Genomic DNA, 22808 nt, shown 5'->3' on the forward strand with positions numbered 1-22808 from the left:
CGGGCCTGCCATGACGACCGCGGCTCGGTCGGGGCCCGCGGGCGTTGCGCATGCCGTGCCTCCTCCCTCAGACCCTGTCGGGCGAACGCACCGCCAGCAGATCGACCGGCTCGATGGCGCTGCCGCGCAGCCACCAGAGCGCCCCCTTCTTGATCGCCCAGGGCAGGCGCTGGCCCGCCAGCAGCAGGGCCGCCGCCTCCCCGAGCGTCGGCTGATGGCCTACCACCAGCACCGGCCGGACGGACAGGGGCCAGCCGGCGGCGGCCAGCAGGTCCTCGGCGTCGGCCTCGGTGGCCAGCGCGACGCAGGTCTCGAAGGGCCGACCGAGCGCCCTGACCGTCTGCTGCGCGCGCCGCGCGGGGCTGACCAGGATGCGCGCATCGGCCGGCAGGGCCGCGGCCAGCCAGCGGGCCATGCGCCGGGCCTGGCGCTCGCCCTTGGCCGTCAGCGCCCGCTCGTCATCGTCCTCGCCCACGCGTGCGGGCGCCGCGTCGGCATGTCGCCACAAGAGCAGGTCCATGCGAGCCCTCCTCACCCGATCCGGTACGCCGAGGCCGGGCACCGGAGCGGACATCAGATCGAACGGGATCAGAATAGACCAGATCGCGCGCTCCGGCGCGCTCGCCGGCCGCGGCCGGCGTCTCAGCGCGGCTGGCGCTCCATGACGACACAGGCCAGGCTCGTGCGCGCCTGGTCCAGCGCCCGCAACCGCTCGCGCAGATAGTCGGCCAGACGCGGGTGCTGGCTGAACACCACGTTGAAGCGCAGGTGCCGGTCGGTCTCGCCGTCGACGGCCGGCCCGGCGCGGAAGGTGGCGCCGCGCGCCAGCAGGATCTTGTTGCGGTAGGCATCATGCGCCAGCAGGCCGGCATCCACGCCCTCGGGCACCTGCCCCCACAGGAACAGGCCGCCCTCGCCCGGCATGTCGAAGCGCATGCCGGCCTCGCCCAGCTGGCGTATCGTGGTGTTGCGCGCGACGAGCAGCTTGCGCTGCAGGCGCTCCAGATGCTTGCGCCAGCGGCCGGCGGCCAGCAGTTCCAGCAGCACGAACTCGTTGAGCGCCGCCGTGGTCAGCACGCTGACGATCTTCTCGCGCAGCAGCGGCTTCAGCAGCTCGGGCGCCGCCGCCACATAGCCCAGGCGCAGCGCCGGGCTCAGCGCCTTGCAGAAGCTGGAGTAGTAGATCACCCGGTCCAGGCCCGACAGCGCGGCCAGGCGGGTCGGATGACTGGGGTGGAAATGGCCCTGCACATCGTCCTCGGCAATCAGGAAGCCATGCGCCTCAGCCAGCATCAGCACCTTGTGCAGATTGGCCGGACTGCTGCCCCAGCCGGTCGGGTTGTGCAGCACGCTCTGGATGAAGAGCAGGCGCGGCCGGTGCGTGCGGCAGGCGGCCTCCAGGGCTTCCAGGTCCAGGCCCTCGGGCCGGCGCGGCACCGGCACGATGCGCAGGCCGGCCTGGCGCAGCCGGCCGAACATCAGGAAGTAGCCCGGGTCCTCCACCAGCACGGTGTCGCCCGGCTGCAGAAAGCAGCGGCAGATCAGGTCGATCGCATGGGTGCCGCCATAGGTGGTCAGCACGCGGCCGGCATCCACCGCCAGCCCCTGGCCGCGCAGCAGCATCGCGATGCGCTCGCGCAGCTCGGGCAGGCCCTGCGGCGGGCAGCGCGAGGCCATGCCGGCCGTGCTGCGCGCCAGCGCGCGCTGCACCGTGACGGCCGGCACCGCGTCCTCCAGCCAGGAGGCCGGCAAGGCGCCGCTGCTGGCCAACAGCACGCCGGCGCGCTGGTCGTTGGCCTGCTGGGCCAGCCACACGGGCTCCTGCTCCTCGCCCGCCTCCAGCAGCGCCGCGTCGTCCGGTGCCGCCCCGCGGGTTTCGCTGACGAAGAAGCCGGCCGTGCCGCGGGAATCGATCAGGCCGGCCGCCACCAGGCGGTCATAGGCCGTGATCACGGTCTGCGGGCTGACCGCCAGCTGCTGGGCCAGTTGGCGGATCGACATCAGCCGCGCCCCGGGCGGCAGTTGGCCGGCGGCGATCAGCTCGCGCAGGCGGGTCTCGACCTGGTCGGCCAAGGGCGTGGTGGCATGGCGGTCGATCGAGAACATCAGGATGCGAGTCTAGGCCTGGCGCAGCAGCGACAGGGCCAGCAGGGCCAGGGTGCCGCCCATCAGCGCATTGAAGATGCGGCGCCGGCGCGTGTTGCTCAGGAAACCGCGGATCGCCACGCCGAACAAGGCCCACATCGAGTTGCAGGGAAAGCCGATGGCCCAGCCGATCAGGCCCACCAGCAGCGCGCCGGACAGCGCGTCCAGGCCGGCCGGCATGAAGACCGAGGCCAGCGTGATGGCCTTGATCCAGCTTTTCGGGTTCACCGCCTGGAAGCTCACTGCCTGCCAGAAGCTCAGGGGCCGCGCCGGCGCACCGTCGGCCGCCCTGCTGCCCGACAGCTGCCAGGCCAGATACAGCAGGTAGAGCACGCCGCTGATGCGCAGCAGCTGGTGCGCCAGGGGGTAGGCATGGAACAGGCTGGCCAGGCCCAGGCAGGCCAGGAAGGTCTGCGCGAACACGCCCAGATTGATGCCCAGGATCGGCGCCAGGCTGGCGCGGTAGCCGAAGTTGGCACCCAAGCTGGTCAGCATCACATTGTTCGGTCCGGGCGTGCTGGACATCAGCAGGCAGTAGCTCATCAGGGGCAGCAGTTCGTTCATGGCCACGAGCGTAGAAGCCGCCGGCGCCGCCGCCAAGGCACAGGCGGTACGGCACAGCGCGACGCTGTACCGCCCGCGGCAGCGGTACAGCGCTAGGTCCGCTTCAGCAGCCCGCCCAAGACGAGCTGCACGATCAGCCTCTCGGCCGCCGCGTAGTCGCCCTGCTCCAGCGCCGGCTTGCCCAGCAGGATGGCGAACTGCGGGCCCAGGTCGGCATAGGCCTGGGTGCTGGCCCAGATCGTGAACATCAGGTGGCGGAAGTCCAGCCTGGCGACACGTCCCTGCCGCGCCCAACGCTCGAAGGTCTTGACGTCGGCATTCAGCGCCGGCAGCACCTGGGCCTCGATCGCATCGCGAAAGCGCGGCGCCCCGGCCATCACCTCGCGGGCAAAGACCTGGGATCCGGCGGGCCGCTCGCGCGAGAAGCGCAGCTTGGCGGCGATGTACTCGCGCATCGCGCCTTCCGGGTCGGCGCCCGAGACGATGCCGGCCATGCGGGCCAGCCATTCGGCCAGCACATCGTCCAGCACCTTGCGGTACAGCGCCTCCTTGCTCGGGTAGTAATACAGCAGGTTGTGGCGACTCAGGCCCGCCGCCGCGGCGATGTTTTCAAGCGACGCCCCCTCGAAGCCGTATTGCGCGAACTGGCGTTCCGCTTCGGCACAGATGGCGGCCTCCTTGCGCAGCCGGGCCGCACGCGGCTGGGGCACGGCGGCCGCCGCCGGTGCGGCCGCGCCGTGCGCTGGTGAGGATCGCGCCGTCTTGGTGCGGCCGGAAGGGGTTGCGCTCAGTTCGGACATGGCGGAATTATCGAGGCCGGCTGGGAGCCGCCCATCTCAACACAGGCGCGCCGGTGCCGACCAAGGGAATTTACCAACTGGTGATTTTTTACTGATAAGTAAATTATTCACGGACCCGCACACCCAGCGAACCGGAGCCCGCAATGGACACCAACACGCCAGGCATCGCCGCCGGCCGCCTTGCCGAGGCGGACTATGCGCGCAACTTCAGCGACTCGCATGCCCCGCTGAACCGCAGCCAGGCCCTGATCGAGGCCGAGCGCTGCTACTACTGCTTCGACGCGCCCTGCACCACGGCCTGCCCCACCGGCATCGACATCCCCAGCTTCATCCAGCGCATCGCGCAGGACAACCATCGCGGCGCGGCCCAGACCATCCTGGATGCCAATCCGCTGGGCGGCATCTGCGCCCGGGTCTGCCCGACCGAGATGCTGTGCGAGCAGGGATGCGTCAGGAACACGAACGAGAGCAAGCCGGTCGAGATCGGCCTGCTGCAGCGCTACGCCACCGACGCCTTTTTTGCCAAGGCCGACGCCAGGCCGCTGTTCACGCGCGCCACCGCGACCGGCAAGAAGGTCGCGGTGGTCGGCGCCGGCCCGGCGGGCCTGGCGGCGGCGCATGGGCTGGCGCGGCGCGGTCATGAGGTCGTGCTGTTCGAGGCCCGGCCCAAGCTCGGTGGCCTGAACGAATATGGCCTCGCCAGCTACAAGACCACCGGCGGCTTCGCGCAGCGCGAGGTGCAGTGGCTGCTGTCCATCGGCGGCATCGCGGTGAAGACCGGCAAGCAGCTGGGCCGCGACATCACCTTGAACCAGCTGGTGGCCGAGTTTGATGCGGTGTTCCTCGGGCTGGGCCTGACCGGCGTCAACGCGCTGGGCATCGCAGAGCCGCAATGCGAGGGCCTGCGTGCTGCCGTGGACTTCATCGCGGAGCTGCGCCAGTCCAAGCCGGATACGGTGCCGGTGGGCCGCAAGGTCGTCGTGATCGGCGGCGGCATGACCGCGGTGGACGCCTCGGTGCAAAGCCGGAAGCTGGGCGCGCGCGAGGTCACGATGGTCTACCGCCGCGGCGTCGAGGGCCTGAGCGCCTCGGGCTACGAGCAGGAATGGGCACAGAAGAACGGCGTGGCCCTGCGTACCTGGGCCGCGCCGAAGCAGGTCCTGGCCGAGGGCGGCAAGGTCACAGGCGTCGAGTTTGCCGTCACGGCCGAGCAGGAAGACGGCAGGCTGGTGGAGACCGGCGAGCGGTTCACGATCGAAGCCGATATGGTCTTGAAGGCCATCGGCCAGACCTTCAGCGCCGCCGAGGTGCCGGAAATCGAGCTGAAGAGCGGCCGCATCGCCACCGATGCGGCCGGCAGGACCGGCCATGCCAAGGTCTGGGCCGGCGGCGACTGCCGCTTTGGCGGGCGCGACCTGACGGTCGAGGCCGTCGAGCATGGCAAGCAGGCCGCCATTTCGATCGATGCCTTCCTGACGAACGGGAGCTGAGCCATGGCCGATATCCGCAGCAACTTCCTGGGAATCAAGAGCCCGAACCCCTTCTGGCTGGCCTCCGCCCCACCGACCGACAAGGAGATCAACGTCACCCGCGCCTTCGAGGCCGGCTGGGGCGGCGTGGTCTGGAAGACCCTGGGCGAGGACCCGCCGGTCGTCAATGTCAGCGGCCCGCGCTACGCGACCCTGCTGGGCCAGGACCGCCGCGTCATCGGCCTGAACAATATCGAGCTGATCACCGACCGGCCGCTGCGCACGAATCTGGAGGAGATCGCAAGAGTCAAGCGCGCCTGGCCGGACCGCGCGATGATCGTCTCGCTGATGGTGCCCTGCACCGAGCAGAGCTGGAAGAACATCCTGCCCATGGTCGAGGACAGCGGCGCCGACGGCATCGAGCTGAACTTCGGCTGCCCGCATGGCATGAGCGAGCGCGGCATGGGTTCGGCCGTGGGCCAGGTGCCCGAGTACATCCAGATGGTGACGGCCTGGTGCAAGCAGTACTCGAAGCTGCCGGTGATCGTGAAGCTGACGCCCAATATCACCGATGTGCGCCATCCGGCCCGCGCCGCGCATGCCGGCGGCGCCGACGCGGTGTCGCTGATCAACACGATCAACTCGGTGATGGGCGTGGACCTGGACCGCATGACGATGAACCCCAGCACCGACGGCTGGGGCTCGCATGGCGGCTACTGCGGCCCGGCGGTCAAGCCGATCGCGCAGAACATGGTGGCCGAGATCGCGCGAGATCCGCAGACCGCCGGCCTGCCGATCTCGGGCATCGGCGGCATCACCACCTGGCGCGATGCGGCCGAGTACATCGCGCTGGGCTGCGGCACGGTGCAGGTCTGCACCGCCGCGATGGTCTATGGCTTCAAGATCTTGCAGGACCTCTGCTCGGGCCTCGAGAATTTCATGGACGAGAAGGGATACGCCACGCTCGACGCGCTGCGCGGCCTGGCCGTACCGACCGTGAAGAACTGGAACCAGCTGAACCTCAACTACGTGGAGAAGGCGGTCATCAATCAGGACAGCTGCATCCAGTGCGGCCGCTGCCATGTGGTCTGCGAGGACACCTCGCACCAGGCGATCTTCGCGACGAAGGACGGCAAGCGCCATTTCGAGATCAACGAGGCCGAGTGCGTGGGCTGCAATCTCTGCGTCTCGATCTGCCCGGTGCCGGACACGATCACGATGCGCCGCGTGATGCCCGGCGAGATCGACCGGCGCACCGGCCTGGCCGTCAGCGCCGAGTACGCGAACTGGACCAGCCATGCCAACAACCCGATGCGGGTGACGGCGGGGTAATCCTCATGGCGCGCGGGGCTCACAGGCACAAACATTGCAGCGTTTCAGCACCGCAACAAGGAGAGCAGGCATGACGAGAAGCCAAGAGCTTTGGAACGAGGATCTCGCGCCCACCAGCGCGGCCCAGCGGACCTGGCGCTGGTACCACTTCGCCGCCCTCTGGGTCGGCATGGTGATGTGCATCCCTGCCTACACCCTGGCGGCCAGCCTGATCGAGTCGGGCATGTCGGCCGGCCAGGCGGTGCTGACCGTGTTCCTCGGCAATCTGATCGTGCTGGTGCCGATGCTCCTGATCGGCCATGCCGGCGCCAAGTACGGCATCCCCTATGCGGTGCTGGCGCGCGCCTCCTTCGGCACGCGCGGCGCGCGCCTGCCGGCCCTGCTGCGCGCACTGGTCGCCTGCGGCTGGTACGGCATCCAGACCTGGTTCGGCGGCATGATGATCTACACCCTGGCCGGCGTGCTGATCGGTCATCCGCTGGAGGGTGAGAAGCTGCCGTTTCTCGGCATCAACCTGGGCCAGCTCGCCTGCTTCCTGCTGTTCTGGGCCGTCCAGTTCTATTACGTGATCCATGGCATCGACGCGATCCGCAAGCTGGAGACCTATACCGCGCCGATCAAGATCATCATCTGCTTCGTGCTCTTGTGGTGGGCCTATGACAAGGCCGGCGCTGTTGCTGGAGGATTGGGGCCGATCCTCAGCCAGCCCTCCGCTTTTGTCGACGGCGGCAAGAAGGCCGGCCAGTTCGCGGCGGTGTTCTGGCCGTCCCTCACCGCGATGGTCGGCTTCTGGGCCACCCTGGCGCTGAACATCCCCGACTTCACCCGCTTTGCGAAGAGCCAGCGCGACCAGATCGTCGGCCAGGCGATCGGCCTGCCGGCGCCGATGGGACTGCTGGCCGGCCTGGCGGTGATCGTGACCTCGGCCACCGTCGTGATCTACGGCAAGGCGATCTGGGACCCGGTGGATCTGGCGAGCCGCATGACCGGCGCTGCCGTGCTGATCGCGCTGATCATCCTCTTGATCGATACGGTCAGCGTCAACCTGGCCGCCAATCTGGTCGGTCCTGCCTACGACTTCTCGGCCCTGAACCCCAAGGCCATCAGCTACAAGACCGGCGGCTACATCACCGCCGGCATCGCGATCCTGATGATGCCCTGGAAGATCCTCGAGTCGACCCAAGGCTATATCTTCACCTGGCTGATCGGCTACTCGGCCCTGCTCGGTCCGGTGGCCGGCATCCTGATCGTCGACTACTACCTGCTGCGCAAGACCCGGCTGAATGTTGACGAGCTCTACCGCGAGCAGGGTGCCTACAGCTACCGCGGCGGCTGGAACTGGGCGGCGGTGGCAGCCTTCGTGCTGGGCGTGGCGCCCAATGTGCCCGGCTTCCTCAACGCCGCCTTCCCCGCGGCCTTCCCCGAGGTCGCCGAGGTCTTCAAGCTGATCTATACCTATGCCTGGTTCATCGGCTTGGGCGTTGCGGCCCTGGTCTACCGCCTGGCCATGGCCGGCAAGGTCGGCACCGTGGCCCTGAAGCAGGCTTAGCCTCCGAGGAGAACCCCATGAGCAGCCCAGCAGCCCTCCTGATCCGCGGCGGCATCGTCGTCAATGCGGACCGCCAGTTCGCGGCCGATGTGCTGTGCGTGGACGGCCGCATCGCCGCCGTGGGCGCGCGCGCCATCGCCGAAGCGCCGGCCGGCTGCCAGACGCTGGACGCCGCCGGCCAGTATGTGCTGCCGGGCGGCATCGACCCGCACACCCATATGCAGCTGCCCTTCATGGGCACGGTAACGATGGACGACTTCTTCACCGGCACGGCCGCGGGCCTGGCCGGCGGGACCACCTCGATCATCGACTTCGTGATTCCGAACCCGCAACAGCCGTTGATGGAGGCCTACCAGACCTGGCGCGGCTGGGCCGAGAAGTCGGCGGCCGACTATGGCTTCCATGTCGCCGTCACCTGGTGGGGCGAGTCGGTGCACGCCGACATGGGACGCCTGGTCAAGGAGGAAGGCGTCAACAGCTTCAAGCATTTCATGGCCTACAAGAACGCCATCATGTGCGACGACGAGACCCTGGTGAACAGCTTCAAGCGCGCGCTGGAGCTGGGTGCGATGCCCACCGTGCATGCCGAGAACGGCGAGCTGGTCTACCTGCTGCAGCAGGAGGTCGCAACAAAGATGGGCATCACCGGCCCGGAGGGCCACCCGCTGTCGCGCCCGCCGATGGTCGAGGGCGAGGCCGCGAATCGCGCGATCGCGATCGCCGATGTGCTGGGCGTGCCGATCTACATCGTGCATGTGAGCTGCATCGAGGCCGCCGAGGCCATTGCCCGCGCCCGCGCGCGCGGCCAGCGCGTCTATGGCGAGGTGCTGGCCGGCCACCTCTTGATCGACGACAGCGTCTACCGCCACCCCGATTTCGCCACGGCCGCGGCCCATGTGATGAGCCCGCCCTTCCGCCCCAAGATCCACCAGGAGTTCCTGTGGCGCGGGCTGCAGAGCGGCCAGCTGCACACCACGGCCACCGACCATTGCACCTTCTGCGCCCAGCAGAAAGCCGCCGGCATCGAAAACTTCGCGAAGATCCCGAACGGCTGCGGTGGCATCGAGGAGCGCATGACCGTGATCTGGGATGCCGGCGTCAACACGGGCCGGCTGACGCCCAGCGAGTTCGTCGCGATCACCTCCAGCAACACCGCCAAGCTGTTCAACCTCTATCCGCAGAAAGGCTCGGTCAGCGAAGGCGCCGATGCCGACCTGGTGCTGTGGGACCCGCAGGGCACGAAGACGATCTCGGCCAATACCCAACATTCCAAGGGCGACTTCAATATCTTCGAGGGCCGCCGGGTGCGCGGCATCCCCAGCCACACGATCAGCCAAGGCAGGCTGGTCTACGCCCAGGGCGAGCTGCGCGCGGTCCAGGGGGCGGGCCGCTATCTGAAGCGCCCGGCCTTCGGTCCGAATTTCCAGGCGGTCAAGGCCAGGGCGCAAGACCTGGCCCCCACGGCCGTGTCACGTTAAGGAGTACCGAGATGGACATGAAGACCAAGCCCGCCCTTGCAGAACTACGCGTCAACGGCGAGCGCCTGTGGGCCTCGCTGATGGAGCTGGCGAAAATCGGCGCCACCGAGAAGGGCGGCGTCTGCCGCCTGGCGCTGACCTCGCTGGACCAGCAGGGCCGAGATCTGGTCATCCAGTGGGCGAAGGACGCCGGCATGACGGTCACGGTCGACAAGATCGGCAATGCCTTCATGCGCCGGCCGGGGCGCAACAAGGCCCTGCTCCCGGTGATGACCGGCAGCCATATCGACACTCAGCCGACCGGCGGCAAGTTCGACGGCAACTACGGCGTGCTGGCCGGCATCGAGGTGGTGCGCACGCTGAACGACCATGGCATCGAGACCGAGGCGCCGATCGAGGTGGCCTTCTGGACCAACGAGGAAGGCTCGCGCTTCGTGCCGGTGATGATGGGCTCGGGCGTGTTCGCCAAGGCCTTCAGCCTGGAACATGCCTATGCGGCCGCCGACACCGAGGGCAGGACTGTCAAGGAGGAACTGGAGCGCATCGGCTATATCGGCCCCGAGGAGCCGGGCGACCACCCGATTGGCAGCTATTTCGAGACCCATATCGAGCAGGGCCCGGTGCTGGAGGATCACGACAAGACCATCGGCGTCGTGACCGGCGTGCTGGGCATCAAGTGGTACGACTGCACGGTCACCGGCATGGAGGCCCATGCCGGCCCGACGCCGATGGCCTTGCGCAAGGATGCGCTGCAGGTGGCGACGAAACTGATGCAGGAGGTCGTGGCCACGGCGCTGCGCCACGGCCCGCATGGGCGCGGCACCGTGGGCATGGTGCAGGTGCATCCGAACAGCCGCAACGTGATCCCGGGACGGGTCAAGTTCAGCATGGACATGCGCAACAGCTCGGATGCGCTGGTCGACGCAATGGATGCCGAGATCCGCAAATACGCGAACGACTTGAGCAAGAAAACCGGGCTGGCCATCCAGATCGAGCTGGTTTCGCACTACCCGGCCGCGCCCTTCCATCCGGACTGCGTGGCCGCGGTGGCCAGGGCGGCCGAGGCGCTGGGCTACTCGAACATGCCGGCCGTCTCAGGCGCCGGCCATGACGCCGTCTACATGGCGCGGCTGGCGCCGGCCGGGATGATCTTCATCCCTTGCAAGGATGGCATCAGCCACAACGAGATCGAGGACGCCAAGCCCGAACACATCACCGCGGGCTGCAATGTGCTGCTGCACACGATGCTGGAGCGGGCCGGCACCTGAAGAAGAAAAGGAGCAAGGCGCCCGGGAGGGCGCCGTGACTTCAGTCCTTGCCGTGGCCATGGCCCTTGCCGTGGCTCTTGCCATGTCCGTGGCCGCGGTCGTCATCGCCGCGGCGGTCGTCCCGGCGATCATCGCGGCGCTCATCCCAGTCGCGCCGGTCGCCATGGTCGCGGCGGTACTGCGGCGCATACACCTCGCGGTACCAGTTGTCGCGCACGAAGTAGACCGGGCGGCCGCAGGCGTTGTAGCGCCCGCAATGCTTGCCCCAGTTCTTTTCATGGCCGGGCGGCACGCGCAGATAGATCGGCTCGTACACCACCCGCGGCTGGCGATGGATATAGACCGGCTCCGCATAGATCAGCTGAGGCCGGACATTGCCGATATCGATGCGTCCATAGAAGCCGGGCTGCCCCACGCTCACGGAAACGCCTACATCGGTGGCTTGGGAGGCCATGGCCGTGAGGGCCAGGCCAGCGGCGAGGACTAGGTGTTTCATCATCATCTTGACTCCTTTCGGGCTGCGGCATTCTGAACGATAGAACGCGAAACCTCGGTCCGCGGTGGACCATCGATACTTTTGGATACCCGAATTACCGGTTCCATCGGGCGGTAACCACCGCCCCCTTTGGACCAGGATGCGTGGCGACGTCGCCGCAGGACATATCGTAGCGCCCCTCCTCCATCGCAAAACCCGCTCAATATGGCCACAATGCACAGCATTGCAAAGGAGTGAGAGATGCCTGCCAGCAAAGCCCCCCGCCATGCCTTCGACAGCACCGTGGCCGAATTCGAGACGCCGTCAGGGCGCCGCGGCCGCTACTACTCGCTGCCCAAGCTGGCCAAGCAGTTCCCCAATGTCAAGCGCCTGCCGATCTCATTGCGCGTGGTGCTGGAGTCGGTGCTGCGCAACTGCGACGGCCAGAAGGTGAGCCTCGCCCATGTGGAGCAACTGGCGAACTGGAAGCCGAGCGCGGCAAGAACCGACGAGATCCCCTTCGTCGTCGCCCGCGTGGTGCTGCAGGATTTCACCGGCGTGCCCCTGCTGGCCGATCTGGCCGCGATGCGCAATGTGGCCGCCGCCGCCGGCAAGAACCCGAAGGCCATCGAGCCCCTGGTGCCGGTGGACCTGGTCGTCGACCACTCGGTGATGATCGACCATTACGGCACGAAGAAGGCCCTGGACCTGAACATGAAGCTGGAGTTCGAGCGCAACCGCGAGCGCTACGAGTTCATGAAATGGGGCATGCAGGCCTTCGACACCTTCGGCGTCGTGCCTCCGGGCTTCGGCATCGTGCACCAGGTGAACCTGGAATACCTGGCGCGCGGCGTGCACAAAGCCGGGGCCAAGGGCGCCAAGGTCTACTACCCCGACAGCCTGGTCGGCACCGACAGCCACACGACGATGATCAACGGCATCGGCGTGGTCGGCTGGGGCGTCGGCGGCATCGAGGCCGAGGCCGGCATGCTGGGCCAGCCGGTCTATTTCCTGACACCCGACGTGGTCGGCTTCGAGCTGACCGGCCGGCTGCGCGAGGGCGTCACCGCCACCGATCTGGTGCTGACCGTCACCGAGATCCTGCGCAAGACAAAGGTGGTCGGCAAGTTCGTCGAGTTCTTCGGCCCCGGCACCGAGAGCCTGTCGGTGCCCGACCGCGCCACCATCGCCAATATGGCGCCCGAGTACGGCGCCACGATGGGCTTCTTCCCGGTGGACGACAAGACCCTGGACTATTTCCGCGGCACCGGCCGTAGCAAGGCCGAGATCGAGGCCTTCGAGGCCTACTTCAAGGCCCAGGGCATGTTCGGCATCCCCAAGGCCGGCGAGATCGATTTCAGCTCGGTCGTCAGCCTGGATCTGGGCACGGTCGTGCCCTCGCTGGCCGGCCCCAAGCGCCCGCAGGACCGCATCGAGATCACCAACCTCTCTTCCAAGTTTGCCGAACTGTTCAGCAAGCCGGCGGCCGAGAACGGCTTCAACCAGCCGGCCGAGCGCCTGCACCTGCGCTTCGCGGTCGGCGCCAGCGCGCCGGCCGCCCCTCCGGTGGCCGCCGGTGCGCCGCGCCAGGTGGTCGAGATGGTGAGCAACCGCCCCACCCTGGCCAGCAGCAAGGGCGGCGAGCCCGGCCTGCAGATCGGCAATGGCGACGTGCTGATCGCCGCCATCACCTCCTGCACCAACACCTCCAACCCCGGCGTGCTGCTGGCCGCCGGCCTCTTGGCCAAGAAGGCGGTGGAGGCCGGGCTGAAGGTGCAGCCGCATATCAAGACTTCGCTGGCGCCGGGCTCGCGCATCGTCACCGAATACCTGGAGAAGGCCGGCCTGCTGCCCTATCTGGAAAAGCTGGGCTTCAACCTGGCGGCCTACGGCTGCACCACCTGCATCGGCAATGCCGGCGACCTGACGCCGGAACTGAACGAGGCCATCACCGGCAACGACCTGGTCTGCGCCGCCGTGCTGTCGGGCAACCGCAATTTCGAGGCCCGCATCCATCCGAACCTGAAGGCCAACTTCCTGGCCTCGCCGCCGCTGGTCGTGGCCTATGCGATCGCCGGCAATGTGATGGTGGACCTGATGACCCAGCCGGTGGGCCTGGGCAAGAAGGGCAAGCCGGTCTATCTGGGCGACATCTGGCCGAGCAGCGACGAGGTCTACGCGCTGATGAAGCACGCGATGAACCCCAAGGCCTTCCGCGACAACTACGAGCAGGTGGACAGGAAGCCCGGCAAGCTCTGGCAGGCGATCAAGGGGGTCGATGGCCAGGTCTACGACTGGCCCAAGAGCAGCTACATCGCCCAGCCGCCCTTCTTCGAGGGTTTCACCCAGGTGCCTCGGTTCGCCGCCGCCGGCGCGGAAGGGGTCAAGGGCGCGCGCATCATGGCGCTGTTCGGCGACTCGATCACCACCGACCATATCTCGCCGGCCGGCTCGATCAAGGAAAGCTCGCCGGCCGGCCAGTACCTGCGCGGCCAGGGCATCCAGAAGGCCGACTTCAACAGCTACGGCTCGCGCCGCGGCCACCACGAGGTGATGATGCGCGGCACCTTCGCCAATGTGCGCATCAAGAACCTGATGATCCCGCCCAAGGCCGACGGCGGCCGCGAGGAAGGCGGCCTGACCTTGTTCCAGCAGCCGGGTGAACGCCAGGGCGAGCAGATGTTCATCTACGACGCCGCGATGCAGTACATCGCCGCCGGCACCCCCACGGTGATCTTCGGCGGCGAGGAATACGGCACCGGCTCCAGCCGCGACTGGGCCGCCAAGGGCACCCAGCTGCTGGGCATCAAGGCCGTGGTGGCCAAGAGCTTCGAGCGCATCCACCGCTCCAACCTGGTGGGCATGGGCGTGCTGCCGCTGCAGTTCAAGAGCGGCGACAGCTGGGAAGGCCTGGGCCTGAAGGGCGACGAGTTGGTCGACATCCAGATCGAGGGCGAGCTGGCCCCGCAGCGCGACGCCAAGCTGGTGCTCACCCGCCCCGACGGCAGCCGCCTCGAGCGCGCGCTGATCCTGCGCATCGACACGCCGATCGAGGTGGACTACTACCGCCACGGCGGCATCCTGCCCTTCGTGCTGCGGCAGTTGCTGGCGGCCTGAGTTTGGCCTCGGCCTCGGCCGCGCGCCGGGGTCGACGTCTTGACAAGACGCAAGTGCGTTCCCTAGCATGCCCAACCTGCGCAAGCCAGAGGGCGACAGACCCCATGCCTCGCGCCCCGTCGGCCACAGTGAGGAGCCGCACCATGCCGATCGAGCCTTGCACGCCTGTCCCCGCCGAGCATGGCGAGGCTCATAGTCTCGAGCAGCGCTTGCTTGATGAGCTGGCACCGGGCCTGACCCTGGCCCTGCAGCAGTTGGAGCAGGCGCAGCAAGGCGATAGCCAGCAGGCCGGGGCCGCCCGGGAGCGCGCACGCGCCCTGGTCAAGGATGCCTTGCAGACCACGCGGTCGATGATCGACGGCCTGCACGCGCCCGAGCCCGACCATGACCTCTCGGCGGCGCTGCGTCGCGCAATCAGTCAGCTGGCCAGCCAATGCGGGCGGGACATCGGCTTCAGCCAGCAGGGTCAACTGGCCGATGTGCCGCGCCTGGTGGCCCGCACCTTGCTGAGCGCCACGCGTGAGCTGGTGATGAATGCCTGCAAGCATGCCGGCGAAGCGGCCATCACCGTGGAGCTGAAACCGGCGGCGCATGGCCTGAGCCTACGGGTGACCGACACGGGGACGGGTTTTGACCCCGGTCTGGCGACGCACAGGGCCGGCGGCCATGGCCTGGCGCAGATGCCGGCCCGCCTGGCTCTGATAGGTGCCAGCCTGGAGCTGCACAGCGCCCCCCGGCAGGGTGTGCGGGCACGGATCGCCTGGCCGGCCGGCGTGCCGGAATCCGGCCGGCCGTGAGGTGACGGCCTTCAGCCTCCCGGGCGCGGCGGCTCGCTCAGTTCGTCCAGGCTCAGGCCGCGCTCCTGCAGCAAGCGCTCCAGGACCGGCAGCAGGACGCCCAGCCGTTCATCCAGTGCATCCCTGACCGTGTCGACAAAGACCTGGGTCTGGCGTTCGATCTCGATGTTCAGCGGCGCACCCGGCTGCTTGTCACCGAAGGTGGTCATCCGCAAGGTCTCAGGGATCAGCCAGACCTCGAACCAGCCGGCGCCGCCGGGCTCGCGGCCCGCCTCGGCCACCGTCAGGCTGGCGCCGTTGATCGCGACATAGCCCTTGGCGAAGATGTAGCGCATCCAGGGTGCCGGCACCCGGATGCGCATCACATGGTTGTTCTCGGGCTTGCGCACGCTCTCCAAGGTGGCCATGAAGTCCACATGGCCCGACAGCGGATGGCCGCCGATCTCGGCGCCCTCCTTGGCGGCGCGCTCCACATTGATCGTGCCGCCCTGCCTCAGCCCGGCCAGCGTGGTCAGGCTCAGGCTCTGCTGCATCACGTCGAAATCGGCCGCGTTCGCGCCCTGCAAGGCCGTCACGGTCAGACACACGCCGTCGCAGGCGACGCTGGCGCCGATCTCCAGGCCCTCGCAGAAGCCGACCGGAAAGGCCAGCGTGAAGCTGGTCAGGCCGGGCTTCTCGGTGATGGCCGCCACCTTGGCCAAGCCTTGCACAATGCCGGTGAACATCAGGCATGCTCCTTGAACAGTTCGGGCGTGAAGCCCAGGCTCAGGCGTCCGTCGGCCTCGTCCGACCATTGCACGATCGGGCGCTTGATCACGCTGGGCTGCTGCAGCGCCAGCGCCGCGGCGCTGGCCGCATCGCCGACGCCGGCCTTGACGCTCTCGTCCAGTTTGCGCCAGGTGGTGCCGGCGCGGTTGATGACCTTGTCCCAGCCGAACTGGGCGATCCAGCGCTGCAGCTCGGTGGCGGGCACGCCGGCTTTCTTGTAGTCGTGGAACCGGTAGGCCAGGCCTTGTTCGTCCAGCCAGGCGCGCGCGCGCTTGACGGTATCGCAGTTGGGAATGCCGTAAACAGTAATCATGGCCAGGACGCTATCACGAACCGCTACCATGAAGCCGATGATCGACTGGCTGCACGAGACTTCGCTGGATTTCCCCCCCGCCGCCGAGGCCCTCGGCCCGGACTCCGAGGCGCCGGGGCTGCTGGCCGCCGGCGGCGACCTCAGCCCCGAGCGGCTGCGCGCCGCCTACAGCCGCGGCATCTTCCCCTGGTACGGCCCCGGCCAGCCCATCCTCTGGTGGTCGCCCGATCCCCGCATGGTGCTGCAGACGCGCCATTTCAAGCTCAGCCGCTCGCTGAAGAAGACCATCGCGCGCTTCCGCACCACGCCCGGCTGCGAAGTGCGCGTCGACAGCGCCCTGCCCCAGGTGCTGCAGGCCTGTGCCCAGACCCCGCGCGAGGGCCAGAACGGCACCTGGATCCTGCCGGAGATGCGCGCCGCCTATCTGCGCTGGGCGCGCGAACAGGGCGCGGTGCACAGCGTCGAGACCTGGATCGACGGCGAGCTGGTCGGCGGACTCTATGGCGTCAATATCGGGCGCATGTTCTTCGGCGAGTCGATGTTCATGCATCGCACCGACGCCTCCAAGATCGCGCTGGCGGCCCTGATCTGCCTGTGCCGGCGCAACGCCATCCCCTGGATCGACTGCCAGCAGAACACCCGCCACCTGGCCTCGCTGGGCGCCACCGAGCTGCCGCGCGAGCGCTTCGAGACGCATCTGGCCGCGGCAATCGGGCAATCTTCACCCTTGCCGGCGTCGGCCTGGGTTTTCGAGCCCGGCCTGTGGGCCTGGCTTGACGCAAAATAATCATCAACGCCAAGCCCGCCGGCCAGCGAGGACCCGACGCCGTGACCCATCCCAAGGAACTACCGCTCTCCCAGCTGCAGTTCTACGCCACTGCCCCCTACCCCTGCAGCTACCTGCCCGAGCGCCAGGCGCGCTCGCAGGTGGCCACGCCCAGCCATCTGATCCATGCGGACGCCTATTCCAATCTGGTCGAGGCGGGCTTTCGGCGCAGCGGGCTGTTCACCTACCGGCCCTATTGCGACGGCTGCAAATCCTGCGTGCCGATGCGCATCCCGGTGGCCGAGTTCCGGCCCTCGCGCAGCCAGCGCCGCGCCTGGAAGCAGCACGCGGACCTGGAGGCCCGCGTGATGCGGCTCTCCTACAGCGAGGAGCATTACCAGCTCTACCTGCGCTACCAGGCCGGCCGGCACAGCGGCGGCGGCATGGATCACGACAGCGTCGACCAGTACACCCAGTTCCTGCTGCAGAGCCGCATCAACTCCCGCCTGGTGGAGTTCCGCGCACCGCCGGCCGAGCCGGGCGGCGAAGGCCAGCTGAAGATGGTGTCCATCCTCGACGTGCTGAACGACGGCCTGTCGGCCGTCTACACCTTCTATGCGCCCGAGGCCGGCGCGAGCTACGGCAGCTACAACGTGCTGTGGCAGATCGAGCAGACCCGCCGCCTGGGCCTGGCCCATCTCTACCTGGGTTACTGGATCGCCGAGAGCCCCAAGATGGCCTACAAGGCGCGCTTCCGCCCGCACCAGCTGCTGCGGGACGGCGTCTGGGCTCAGGCCGACTGAAGCCGGCCCAGCACCTCGTCCGCGATCGCCAGACTGCTGGTCAGCCCGGGCGATTCGATGCCCAGCAGGTTCACCAGCCCCGGCACGCCATGCTGGGCCGGCCCGTCGATGCGGAAATCCGGCGCGGGCGTGCCCGGCGCATGGATCTTGGGCCGCACGCCGCTGTAGGCCGGCTGCAGCGCGCCGTCCCGCAGGGCCGGCCAGTAGCGCCGCACATCGGCATAGAAGCCTTCGGCGCGCGCCGGGTCGACCCGGTAGTCCAGCGCGTCCGGGCTGTCCACGCCCTCCAGCCACTGGGCATCCGGCCCGAAGCGCGCCTGGCCGCCCAGGTCCAGGGTCAGGTGCACGCCCAGCCAGGCATCCTGCGGCAGGGGGTAGATCAGGCGGCTGAAGGGCGAGCGCCCGGCCAGCGCGAAATAGCAGCCCTTGCTGTAATGCGCGGCCGGCACCTGGGCGGCCGGCAGGCCCTCGCTGCGCGCGGCCAGCCAGGGCGCCCATAGGCCCGCGGCATTGACCACCACGCCGGCCAGCAGCTCCATCTCGTCCTCGCCCTCCACCGCCACCCGCAAGACCTGGCCCTCGGGGGTCGCGCGCAGGCCGCGCACCTCGGAGCCCAGGCCGAGGGCGCCGCCGGCGCGTTCCAGATCGCCCTGCAGCGCCAGCATCAGGCCATGGCTGTCGACGATGCCGGTGGAGGGCGACAGCAGCGCCGCCTCGCAGCGCAGGGCGGGCTCCAGCGCCCGGGCCTCGGCCTGGCTCAGCCAGCGCAGATCGTCCACGCCGTTGGCCGCGGCCTTGGCGGCCAGGGCCTGCAGGCCCGGCAGCTGCGCGGCCTCGGTGGCCACCACCAGCTTGCCGCAACGGCTGTGCGCCACGCCATGGCTGGCGCAGAAGTCGTAGAGCAGGTGCCTGCCGGCCACGCACAGCCGCGCCTTCAGCGAGCCCTCGGGGTAGTACAGCCCGGCATGGATGACCTCGCTGTTGCGCGAGCTCACGCCCTGGCCGATCGCCGTCTCGCGCTCCAGCACCAGGGTCTCGCGCCCGCTGCGCGCCAGCGCCCGCCCCACCGCCAGGCCGACGACGCCGGCCCCGACCACCACTGCATCCACCTTGTCCATGCGGGCGATTGTGCCGGCCGCAGCGCTGGGCGCCGTTGCGGTGTCCACTAATTCACAGGGCGCCATGGCGGACATGGCTCATCCGGGCTTTTCCCCTGGCGCGGCCATCATGCGGCCACGCATACTGAGCGCAACAACCGGCCAAGCCGGCACACAACAGCACATCACGTCGAGGGAAAGCAGTCGCCATCATGTCCAGCCCGATTCTTCGCCGGGGATGAACCCGATGGACCTGCAAAGCCTGGCCGGCCTGGGGGTGCTCGCGGCCAATGCCATCTTCGTGATACTGGCGGTCGCCGTCTATCTGCGCATGAACGGCCACGAGGAGCGGCGCCTGCGCTATCTCAGCCATGCCTTGCACGAGCACCGCGAGGCCGGCCTGCAACTGCTGGCCGTGACCCGCGAGCTGCGCCGCCAGCTGGAGCAGGACGGCGCCCGCCAGCCGCCCGCCCCCGCCCGCGAACCCGCTGTCGCAAGCATGCCGGACTTCGACTTCGAACGCCTCAGCCCCCCCGCAGCGCCGCCCGCCGACTACATGGAATGGCGGCGCCAGCATCAGGTGGAACTGGCGCGGCTGCTGCGCCAGCGCCGCCAGCTGCTGCAGGTCGTGGAAGCCAGCCGGCTGCAATCGATACGCCGCGGACAGGCCAGCGTCGCCCCGGCGCAATCCGGCGGCGAACGCGCGATGGCCTCAGCCGAGGGCTGAGGCCGCGACCAGGGTGGCGTCGGGGCTGAACTCGCCACCCGCCAAGCGCGCGCGCAACTCGTCAGGCGCCAGCGCCAGGAACTCGGCCACCTCGCCGTCCTGGTTGGCGGGAAAGAAATCGGCGGGCAGCCGCAGCGCATAGACATGCAGCACCTCGTCGTGCAGGCCCTCGGGCTCGGCCCGCCGGCTGCGCAGCGCGCCGGCGCTCGCCAACGGCGCGCTCAATGCGGCCGGCACGCCGGCCTCCTCCCACAGCTCGCGGCGCGCGCAGGCCAGCAGGTCCTCGCCGGCCGCCAGGCCACCTGCCGCGAGGTTGTCGAGCCGGCCCGGGTCGGTGGGCTTGTGCAGGGCGCGGCGGCCGCACAGCATGCGACCGTCGGGCCACCAGCCGTTGATGTGCACCGCGCGGCTCATCAGGCCGAAGAAGCGGAACGCCGCGCGCTCCAGGCGGAACAGCTCCGCGCCGCGCTCCCGGCAGGGGTCGGCCACCGGCATTTCGCAGGCATAGGCCTCGCCGCGCCAGCCGGGGATCGCGCCGCGCTCGCGCAGCGCCTCGGCCGCGGTCTGGATCAGCGCCGAACGCTCCGTGGGCGGCGGCGTCCAGTGCAGATCGCCGTCGCGCAGCCGGGCATGCGGCGCGAGCAGCGGCAGGGCCAGCTCCCGATGGCCCGGCGCCAGCCGGCCGATCGGCAGATCGTCCAGCACCAGAGCGGGCCAGTTCATCCAGTCCATCATTCAACAGTCCACAGGTCCGTCCAGAGCCCTCCCGGATCCAGCAGGTGCCGCCGATCCGGCTCCGCCGGTCGAGTCGGCATCGCCCCCCGGCGTCACCAGCAGCGCAGCGGCCGTGGGCAGGAAGCCCTGGCCGCCCTGGCCGACGAAGAAGGTGATCGGCAACACGATAGCGGCCGGCAGATTCAGCAGATTCGGCGGTTGCGGCATGGATCGATTCTGCGCCGTGGCCCGGCGCGGTCGCGAGCCATCGATTCATCAATCGCACAAACTGTCGCGGACGCGGCCTCCCATGCCTGGGTCGGCGCCGCCAAGAAAAATCCCTGCCCGCCCGAGCCAATGGGCATCCGCCGATTCCTCCAAGACCCAGGCCAGGCTTGCGACGCTTCATCCCGCGGGTCGGCTGCGCGATGCGCAACATCGTCGATGCTGTGCCCCATCGGGAGTCCGCGCGTCCTGCGTGACGCGCGCGATTCCTTGCGCATGTCGACGGTGCTCGGGCCGCCGACTCCCGTCATGCCTGCCCGATGCATCCCCTGTGCTTACAGCGGTCCGTTCTGTTGCATACTGCTCGGCACACCGCGTTGCCACCGGCCAAGCGGTGCGCTATCGTAGATCGCGGTAGGGGAACCGGTAGGGAGCGCGCATGGGCTTGACACCCAGCCGACTGCACTGCACCGCGGCAGCGGTGCTCAGCGTATTGCTGGCAAGCCCGCTGACCGCCGCCGCGCGGTCCAATCTTATTGATCTCAGCCTTGAAGAGCTTGGCAACGTGCTGATCACATCGGCATCCAAGCGAGAGCAGCGCCTGGCAGATGCCCCGGCCTCGGCGTTTGTGATCACGGCGGACGACCTGCGCCGCAGCGGCGCCACCAGCCTGCCCGACGCGCTTCGGCTCGCACCGAATCTGCATGTGGCCCGCGCCAGCGCGACCGGTTTTGCGATCAGTGCCCGGGGGTTCAACAGCAGCTCGGCGAACAAGCTGCTGGTCCTGATCGATGGACGTTCGGTGTACGCCCCACTTTTCGCCGGCGTCTTCTGGGATGTACAGAACCTGCTGCTTGAGGACGTGGAGCGCATCGAGGTGATCAGCGGCCCGGGCAGTACGCTCTGGGGCGTCAATGCGGTCAATGGCGTCATCAACATCATCACCCGCAGCGCGTCGCAGACCCGCGGCGTGCTCGTGTCCGGCGGTGCCGGCAATACCGAGCGACAGGTGTCCGCACGCCTGGGCTCGGCGGCGCCGGGAGGCGGCGACTTGCGGTTCTACGCCAAGCGTGAGGACCAGCGCCACACCGAAACCGAGAACGGCACCTTCGTCGATGATGCCGCTCACACCACGCTTGCAGGATTCCGCGCGGACTGGGGCGGCGACGATCGCTTCACCCTGCTCGGGAATGCCTATCAAGGGCATCGGGGGCAGCCGCTGCCGGGCTCGATCATGATCACCGGCGTTCCCCTCGAGCTGGGGACCATCCATGTGTCCGGCGCGAATCTGCTGGCGCGGTGGGAGCGGCGGTGGCGCGATGGTGAGCTGAGCGTCCAGGGCTACCTCGACCGCACGGTCCGCGATGTGCCCCCCACCTTTGATGAAACCTTGAACGTGGCCGATCTGGCCGTTCAGTACACATCCCGCCGGTCTGACGTGCATACGCTGGTACTGGGCGCGAACTACCGGCATGCAAGAGATCGAGTCGAAAGCAGCACGCCGTTCTTCGCCTTCCTGCCCACGCGCAAGGGATTGAGCTGGTCGAGCCTGTTCGCGCAGGACGAGATCCGGCTCAGCGAGGACTGGCAACTCACCTTGGGCGTCCGCGCCGAGCGCAACAACTACACGGGTCTGGAGTTTCTGCCCAATCTGCGCCTGGCGTGGAAGCCTTCGCCCAGGCAGCTGTGGTGGATGTCCGCCGCCCGGACGGTGCGCGCGCCCTCTCGTCTGGACCGCGATGCCTATATACCGGCCCGGCCGCCGTTCCTGCTGGGAGGCGGCCCCGATTTCCGGGCCGAGACCGCGAATGTCCTCGAGCTCGGCTACCGTGGTCAGCCCGCCGAAACGGTTTCGCTGTCGGCGACAGCATTTCACGCCGAGTATGAACATCTACGAACGCAGGAGCTAGCGCCCAGCCGCACCGCGGTGTTCTTCGGCAACGGCATGCGCGGCAAGGTCAGCGGCATCGAAGCCTGGACCAGCGTGCAAGCCGCGACCTCGCTGCGGCTGCATGCCGGCGCCACATTCCTGTGGCCCGAGTTGCGCCTGGCCCAGGGAAGCTCCGACACGGCCATGTCTGTAGAAGCCACCGAAGGCGCCATGCCGCGTCGGCAATGGAGGTTCCGCGCTTCGTTCGACCTCCCCAGCGACAGCGAACTCGATGTGATGCTGCGCTATGTCTCCGCGCTGTCGGCGCCGGAGGTCGACGCCTATACCGCCGTGGACCTCCGCTGGGGCTGGCAAATGGGCGCCCGCACGGAACTGTCGGTGACCGGGCGCAATCTCTTCGACCGGGGCCATGGTGAGTTCACGTCGGCCGCGACGCGCTCGAGTTTGGGTCGCAGCCTGTTCCTGCATGTGCGCACGCGATTCTGATGGCCGCACCGTGCGTTGCCCGCC

21 protein-coding genes are annotated in these 22808 nt (G+C 68.6%); 11 read left to right on the forward strand and 10 right to left on the reverse strand.

Annotation, left to right across the window (positions count from 1 at the left end; genetic code table 11):
* Positions 1-67 precede the first annotated feature (67 nt).
* The 4 genes from AC07OQ_RS14485 to AC07OQ_RS14500 all read right to left on the reverse strand — a co-directional run bounded on the left by AC07OQ_RS14485 (position 68) and on the right by AC07OQ_RS14500 (position 3509).
* A complete protein-coding gene (locus AC07OQ_RS14485) occupies positions 68-520 on the reverse strand; it encodes a SixA phosphatase family protein (protein ID WP_495053832.1) in 453 nt (150 codons plus the stop codon).
* A 122-nt stretch (positions 521-642) separates the two neighbouring features.
* Positions 643-2106 (reverse strand): aminotransferase-like domain-containing protein, encoded by a 1464-nt coding sequence (locus tag AC07OQ_RS14490; protein WP_495053833.1) that lies wholly within the window; start codon positions 2104-2106, stop codon positions 643-645.
* Between the two features lie 12 nt (positions 2107-2118).
* Positions 2119-2709: a LysE family translocator gene (locus AC07OQ_RS14495; RefSeq protein ID WP_495053834.1), complete on the reverse strand. Its 591-nt coding sequence runs from the start codon at positions 2707-2709 to the stop codon at positions 2119-2121.
* A 92-nt stretch (positions 2710-2801) separates the two neighbouring features.
* On the reverse strand, positions 2802-3509 hold the full coding sequence (locus AC07OQ_RS14500; protein WP_495053835.1) for a TetR/AcrR family transcriptional regulator: 708 nt from the start codon (positions 3507-3509) through the stop codon (positions 2802-2804).
* A gap of 143 nt (positions 3510-3652) precedes the next feature.
* Here AC07OQ_RS14500 and AC07OQ_RS14505 point away from each other — a divergent pair, with 143 nt between their 5' ends.
* The 5 genes from AC07OQ_RS14505 (at position 3653) to AC07OQ_RS14525 (ending at position 10605) form a co-directional block, all read left to right on the forward strand.
* Positions 3653-4999, forward strand: coding sequence for an NAD(P)-dependent oxidoreductase (locus tag AC07OQ_RS14505; protein ID WP_495053836.1), 1347 nt, complete (start codon positions 3653-3655; stop codon positions 4997-4999).
* Between the two features lie 3 nt (positions 5000-5002).
* Positions 5003-6310, forward strand: a complete 1308-nt coding sequence (preA, locus tag AC07OQ_RS14510) for an NAD-dependent dihydropyrimidine dehydrogenase subunit PreA (RefSeq protein ID WP_495053837.1) — start codon at positions 5003-5005, stop codon at positions 6308-6310.
* A gap of 70 nt (positions 6311-6380) precedes the next feature.
* Positions 6381-7859 carry an NCS1 family nucleobase:cation symporter-1 gene (locus AC07OQ_RS14515; protein ID WP_495053838.1) on the forward strand — a complete coding sequence of 493 codons (1479 nt, stop codon included), beginning with the start codon at positions 6381-6383 and terminating at the stop codon, positions 7857-7859.
* 17 nt (positions 7860-7876) lie between these two features.
* Entirely contained in the window at positions 7877-9337 is a 1461-nt protein-coding gene (gene hydA, locus AC07OQ_RS14520) for a dihydropyrimidinase (RefSeq protein ID WP_495053839.1), read from the forward strand.
* An 11-nt stretch (positions 9338-9348) separates the two neighbouring features.
* On the forward strand, positions 9349-10605 hold the full coding sequence (locus AC07OQ_RS14525) for a Zn-dependent hydrolase (protein ID WP_495053840.1): 1257 nt from the start codon (positions 9349-9351) through the stop codon (positions 10603-10605).
* A gap of 40 nt (positions 10606-10645) precedes the next feature.
* Here AC07OQ_RS14525 and AC07OQ_RS14530 read toward each other — a convergent pair whose 3' ends face one another.
* Complete coding sequence (locus AC07OQ_RS14530; RefSeq protein WP_495053841.1) at positions 10646-11107, reverse strand: hypothetical protein; 462 nt, start codon at positions 11105-11107, stop codon at positions 10646-10648.
* A gap of 234 nt (positions 11108-11341) precedes the next feature.
* Here AC07OQ_RS14530 and acnA point away from each other — a divergent pair, with 234 nt between their 5' ends.
* Both acnA and AC07OQ_RS14540 read left to right on the forward strand, forming a co-directional pair.
* Entirely contained in the window at positions 11342-14197 is a 2856-nt protein-coding gene (acnA, locus tag AC07OQ_RS14535; protein WP_495053842.1) for an aconitate hydratase AcnA, read from the forward strand.
* A 143-nt stretch (positions 14198-14340) separates the two neighbouring features.
* Positions 14341-14994 (forward strand): sensor histidine kinase, encoded by a 654-nt coding sequence (locus AC07OQ_RS14540; RefSeq protein WP_495053843.1) that lies wholly within the window; start codon positions 14341-14343, stop codon positions 14992-14994.
* A gap of 11 nt (positions 14995-15005) precedes the next feature.
* On the opposite strand, the gene AC07OQ_RS14545 is transcribed toward AC07OQ_RS14540, so the two are convergent.
* Positions 15006-15719: a riboflavin synthase subunit alpha gene (locus tag AC07OQ_RS14545; RefSeq protein ID WP_495053844.1), complete on the reverse strand. Its 714-nt coding sequence runs from the start codon at positions 15717-15719 to the stop codon at positions 15006-15008.
* Positions 15719-16075, reverse strand: coding sequence for an ArsC family reductase (locus tag AC07OQ_RS14550; protein WP_495053845.1), 357 nt, complete (start codon positions 16073-16075; stop codon positions 15719-15721). The genes AC07OQ_RS14545 and AC07OQ_RS14550 overlap by 1 nt, the downstream gene beginning before the upstream one ends.
* Before the next feature lie 37 nt (positions 16076-16112).
* On the opposite strand from AC07OQ_RS14550, the gene aat reads away from it, so the two are divergent.
* Together aat and AC07OQ_RS14560 are read left to right on the forward strand one after the other, a co-directional pair.
* The gene (aat, locus tag AC07OQ_RS14555) at positions 16113-16862 is read left to right on the forward strand and encodes a leucyl/phenylalanyl-tRNA--protein transferase (RefSeq protein ID WP_495053884.1); all 750 of its coding nucleotides are present in this window, start codon (positions 16113-16115) and stop codon (positions 16860-16862) included.
* Between the two features lie 41 nt (positions 16863-16903).
* Complete coding sequence (locus tag AC07OQ_RS14560; RefSeq protein WP_495053846.1) at positions 16904-17644, forward strand: arginyltransferase; 741 nt, start codon at positions 16904-16906, stop codon at positions 17642-17644.
* Here AC07OQ_RS14560 and AC07OQ_RS14565 read toward each other — a convergent pair.
* Positions 17632-18762, reverse strand: a complete 1131-nt coding sequence (locus AC07OQ_RS14565) for an NAD(P)/FAD-dependent oxidoreductase (RefSeq protein ID WP_495053847.1) — start codon at positions 18760-18762, stop codon at positions 17632-17634. The genes AC07OQ_RS14560 and AC07OQ_RS14565 overlap by 13 nt on opposite strands.
* A 226-nt stretch (positions 18763-18988) precedes the next feature.
* Between AC07OQ_RS14565 and AC07OQ_RS14570 the strand changes: the two genes are divergently transcribed.
* A complete protein-coding gene (locus AC07OQ_RS14570; RefSeq protein ID WP_495053848.1) occupies positions 18989-19468 on the forward strand; it encodes a hypothetical protein in 480 nt (159 codons plus the stop codon).
* Here AC07OQ_RS14570 and AC07OQ_RS14575 read toward each other — a convergent pair.
* Both AC07OQ_RS14575 and AC07OQ_RS14580 read right to left on the reverse strand, forming a co-directional pair.
* Positions 19454-20191, reverse strand: a complete 738-nt coding sequence (locus tag AC07OQ_RS14575) for an NUDIX hydrolase (protein WP_495053849.1) — start codon at positions 20189-20191, stop codon at positions 19454-19456. The two genes, AC07OQ_RS14570 and AC07OQ_RS14575, sit on opposite strands and share 15 nt — an antisense overlap.
* A 12-nt stretch (positions 20192-20203) precedes the next feature.
* Positions 20204-20410 (reverse strand): hypothetical protein, encoded by a 207-nt coding sequence (locus tag AC07OQ_RS14580; protein WP_495053850.1) that lies wholly within the window; start codon positions 20408-20410, stop codon positions 20204-20206.
* A 436-nt stretch (positions 20411-20846) separates the two neighbouring features.
* Between AC07OQ_RS14580 and AC07OQ_RS14585 the strand changes: the two genes are divergently transcribed.
* Positions 20847-22784 (forward strand): TOL_0244 family TonB-dependent receptor, encoded by a 1938-nt coding sequence (locus AC07OQ_RS14585; RefSeq protein WP_495053851.1) that lies wholly within the window; start codon positions 20847-20849, stop codon positions 22782-22784.
* Positions 22785-22808 lie beyond the last annotated feature (24 nt).

The organism is Roseateles sp. GW821-FHT09B06 (genome assembly GCF_059418245.1).